Raw genomic sequence first — 4572 nt, forward strand, 5'->3', positions numbered from 1 at the left:
GAGGCTCGATGCCTCGACCGCCGCTGTTGCCCGCGCGGCATGTTGAGTCTTTGGAGCGCGCAGACGCGCGCCCCTCCCCCGACCCCTCCCGTTCCGGGAGGGGAGTGCAGAGCCCCGCGCCGAACGCCTAACCGACGTAGAAGAACGTCATCAGCACCAGCGCCAACGCCACCGACACCGCGATCAGCACCGGCGCGCGTTTGCGGCGGTAGTGCGCGATCACCGCATCGTGCGCGCGCAGGTCGAGCCAGTAATAACCCTGCCCCTCGCGCCGGATCACGCGTTGCGCGATCAGCTTGTCGAACACCGGCTTGAGCTCGGCAGGCGGGGTGTAGAGGATCGTGCTGAGCGGCGTGATCGCGTGGCTCGCGCAGAAATGGTCGACGATCTTGCGCCGCGCGCGCGCGAATTTGGTAATCGGGACCGATTCAACGACGGCCATGCCAACCCCCCCTCGTCACCCCGGCCTTGTGCCGGGGTCCACCCAGACGCACGCCCGACGCACGCCCAAATCAAGCTGCGCTTGCCGCACAGTGGACCCCGGAACAAGTCCGGGGTGACGAAAGAGGGGTTAGCGCTTGCGCCCCTGATGCTTGATGTTCGCCGGACGCCCGCGCCGCTTGAGCGGGCGTGGCGGGCCGCTCTTGCGCCGCTCGCCGTCCGGACGCGGCCCGGACCCGCTGCCCTTGCCGTCGGGCAGCTCGAAGCGCAGCGCGCCCGAGACCGGGTTGGCCTCGACCAGCTTCAATTGCAGCCGCTGGCCCAGTGCGAATTCCGCGCCGGTCTCTTCACCGACCAGCCTTTGCCCGGCCTCGTCATAGCGGAAATATTCGCGCCCCAGATCGCGCGCGGGGACGAGCCCGTCGCCGCCGATGCCATCGACCGTCGCGAAGAAGCCGAAGCTCTGCACCCCGGTGATCCGCGCATCGAGCACCTCGCCGACATGGCTCGCGAGATAGGCGGCGACATAGCGGTCGATCGTATCGCGCTCCGCCTCCATCGCGCGGCGCTCGAGCTTGCTGATCAGCTCGCCGGTCCGCTCCATGTCCTTGTCCGCCGGCAGCTCGCCGCCCGGCCCCTGCTTGAACGCCTCGGTCAGCGCGCGATGGACGACCAGGTCGGCATAACGCCGGATCGGCGAGGTGAAGTGCGCATAGCTGCCCAACGCCAGCCCGAAATGCCCGGCATTTTGCGGGCCATAATAGGCCTGGGTCTGCGTGCGCAGCACCTGCGTCATCACCTCGGCGTGGAAATCCGCCTCCTTGGTGCGCGCGATGACATGGTTGAACGTCTTGGGCCGGATCACCTGCCCCAGCGCGAATTCGACATCCAGTGTCTTCAGATACTCCTTGAGCGCGACCAGCTTCTCACGGCTCGGCGGCTCATGGATGCGGTACATGACCGGCGCCTTCTTCTTCTCCAGTGCCTTGGCCGCCGCGACGTTGGCGGCGATCATGTAATCCTCGATCAGCTTGTGCGCGTCGAGCCGTTCGCGCGGCGCGACCGAAAGGATGCGGCCCTTCTCGTCGAGCACGATGCGCCGTTCGGGCAGGTCGAGGTCGAGCGGCTCGCGCTTCGCCCGCGCCTTGTTGAGCGCGGCCCAGCAGTCCCACAGGGGGAGCAGGATCGGCAACAAGTCCCCCTCCCGCTTGCTGGAGGGGTTAGGGGAGGGCGTGTCCAAATCCGGTTCCGGTGAAGGTAACAGGCCCTCCCCCGGCCCCTCCCGCTCTGCGGGAGGGGAGGCATGCGCATCGATCGCCGCCTGCGCATCCTCATACGCAATATTCGCCGCCAGCTTCACCACCGCGCGGCTGAACCGCCAGTCCCTGATCTCGCCATCCGCGCCGATGCGCATATGGCACGCCAGCGCCGCGCGCTCGACGCCTTCCTTCAGCGAACACACATCCGCCGACAGCACCTCGGGCAGCATCGGCACGACGCGGTCGGGGAAATAGACGCTGTTGCCGCGCTTGCGCGCCTCACGGTCGAGCAGCGATCCGGGGCGGACATAGAAGCTGACATCGGCAATCGCGACGATCGCTTTCCACCCGCCCTTGTTCGCGGGGTCGTCGTCGGGCGTCGCCCACACCGCATCGTCATGGTCGCGCGCATCGGCGGGGTCGATCGCGACGATTGGCAGGTCGCGCAAATCCTCGCGCCCCTCGCCCAGCGGCTGCTTCGCCACCCGCTCCGCCTCGGCGAGCAGCTCTTCGGAGAAGATGTGCGGAATCTCATGCTTGTGGATCGCGATCAGCGAGAAGCTGCGCGGCGCGAACGGATCGCCCAGGATTTCGGTGACCTTGGCGAACAGCCGCGGGCCCTTGCCGGTCACTTCCGCCATCACCAGGTCGCCCGGCTCCGCGCCGTTGCGGTCGGAGATGACGGGGCTGGTGCGCTCCTTCTTGTCCAACCCCTGCAAATACAGCCGCCCGCCCTCTTCATGGACCACGCCCAGCACCGCCGCGTCGCTCTTGGCGAGCTTCTTCATCGGGTGGGCGATCAGGCCCTTCCCGGCCTCCTCGGTGCGCGCGAGGATGCGGTCGCCGGCGCCCAGCGCGCCGCCCGGCCCGCGCTTTTCGCGCACGCGCAGGCGGGGGACCGGAATACCCTCGGCCTCCCAGCGCTCGGGCACGGCCCAGACGGTGTCGCCATCCGCCTCGACGATGCGCAGCACCGTTACCTTGGGCACGCCGCCCATCTTGTGGAAGGCGCGGCCGGGGGCGACGTCGATCAGCCCCTCGTCGCTCATGTCCTTGAGCAGCGCCTTGAGCGCGATCTTTTCCTGCGCGGACAGGCCGAAGGCGCGCGCAATTTCACGCTTTCCTGCGGGCTGATCCGACGCGGTGATGAAATCGATGATCTGTTGGCGGGTCGGCAGGCCCGGGACGGGCTTCGACTTTGCGTTTTTCTGTTTTGCCATTGGCCGCCAACATAGGACCGCGGAGCGCCAAAACCAAATGCGCCGCAGAAAATACCCGGCCGCGGCGACCTGCACAGGCGTGGCGCTCCTATGATCGGACCAGTCCCTTTTCGCTCCGGGAGCCCCGCCGATGCGCTTCAATCGCCGCCATCTCTTCGCTGCCATCGCCGCCGGCGGTGCTGCGCTTGCCACCCGCCCGCTGATCGCGTCCGAAGGCGGGCATGGCGCGTCGGCGATCACGCCCGACGCGGCGCTCGCGACGCTGAAGAAGGGCAATCAGGCCTTCACCATGGGCCGCGCGTTCAACTATGGCCTGAATGATGGCCAGCGCCGCGCCTTTCTGGCCGGGCAGCACCCGTTCGCGACGATCGTCTGCTGTTCGGACAGCCGCGCCGCGCCGGAGCAGATTTTCGAAACGGGCGTGGGCCAGCTGTTCGTGGTGCGCAACGCTGGCAGCACCGCCGCCAATGCGCAGGCGATGGGCAGCATCGAATATTCGGTGCTGCACCTCGGCGTCCCGCTGATCGTCGTGCTCGGCCATTCGGCGTGCGGCGCGGTCAAGGCGGCGATCGAGGTGGTGGACAAGGACGCGAAGCTGCCGGGCAGCCTGGGTCCGATGGTCGAACCGATCGTCCCGGCGGTGCACACGGCGCACAAGATCGCGGGCGACTTGGTCGAGAACACGATCCGGGAGAATGTGCACCAGGTCGTCCATGACCTGCGCGCCCCCAGCCAGCGCCTGCTCGCCGCACCGCGCCGCGCGGGCAAGCTCAAGATCGTCGGGGCGGAATATCACCTTGCGTCGGGCATCGTGGAGTTTTTCGACGTCGAATAGGCGGGTCGCTTTCCGGCGCGTCGCCGCATAGGGTGCGGCGGTGTCCTGTGATCTGCTCATCATCGGCGGCGGCATCAATGGCTGCGCCATCGCGCGCGAGGCCGCGTTGCTGGGGCTCAAGGTCGTGCTGGTCGAGCGCGACAGCCTCGCCGCGCACACCTCATCGGCGTCGAGCAAGCTGATCCATGGCGGGCTGCGTTACCTCGAAACCTATGAGTTCCGCCTGGTGCGTGAGGCGCTGGTCGAGCGCGAGCGGATGCTGGCGACCGCGCCCCAGCTGATCCGCCCGATGGCGTTCGTCCTGCCGCACGCCCATGCCGTCCGTCCGCGCTGGATGGTGCGCGCCGGGCTGTATCTCTACGATCTGCTCGGCCTTGGCTCCTCGCTTCCGCGCTCGCGCGGTCTGCGCCGCGACGATCCGCGCCTCGCGCCGCTGACGGCAGGGACCAGCGGCTTCCTCTATTGGGACGCGCAGGTCGATGATGCAGCTTTGGTCCGCGCCAATGCGCAGGATGCTGCGGCCAACGGGGCGGAGATTATTACCGGCGTCGCGGTGACGGGAGCGCAGCGGGACGCGGAGCGCTGGTCGGTGACGCTGTCCGACGGCCGCACGATCGATGCCCGCGCGATCGTCAACGCCGCCGGGCCATGGGTCCGCGACCTGCTCGACACGCTCGGCGTCGCGACGACCAGCGGCCTGCGGCTGATCAAGGGCAGCCATATCACCGTCCCCGCGCTGTGGGAGGGCGACCATGCCTATATCCTGCAACAGCCCGACCGCCGCGTCGTCTTTGCCGCGCCATGGCGGGGGGAGACG

Annotated in this window: 4 protein-coding genes; 2 read left to right on the forward strand and 2 right to left on the reverse strand. The window is 68.3% G+C overall.

Going from position 1 to position 4572, the window contains the following annotated elements:
- Positions 1 to 127: 127 nt before the first annotated feature.
- Positions 128 to 442, reverse strand: a complete 315-nt coding sequence (locus AX681_RS15870) for a hypothetical protein (protein ID WP_066682476.1) — start codon at positions 440 to 442, stop codon at positions 128 to 130.
- A gap of 129 nt (positions 443 to 571) precedes the next feature.
- Positions 572 to 2920 carry a ribonuclease R family protein gene (locus AX681_RS15875; RefSeq protein WP_066657268.1) on the reverse strand — a complete coding sequence of 783 codons (2349 nt, stop codon included), beginning with the start codon at positions 2918 to 2920 and terminating at the stop codon, positions 572 to 574.
- Positions 2921 to 3050: 130 nt separating this feature from the next.
- On the opposite strand from AX681_RS15875, the gene AX681_RS15880 reads away from it, so the two are divergent.
- The gene (locus tag AX681_RS15880; protein WP_082737842.1) at positions 3051 to 3755 is read left to right on the forward strand and encodes a carbonic anhydrase; all 705 of its coding nucleotides are present in this window, start codon (positions 3051 to 3053) and stop codon (positions 3753 to 3755) included.
- Between the two features lie 40 nt (positions 3756 to 3795).
- Positions 3796 to 4572: FAD-dependent oxidoreductase (locus AX681_RS15885; protein ID WP_156456116.1), on the forward strand; the 777-nt coding region annotated here is incomplete at its 3' end.

It is taken from the genome of Sphingomonas sp. CCH9-E2, assembly GCF_001557215.1.
Taxonomy (GTDB): Bacteria; Pseudomonadota; Alphaproteobacteria; order Sphingomonadales; family Sphingomonadaceae; genus Sphingomonas.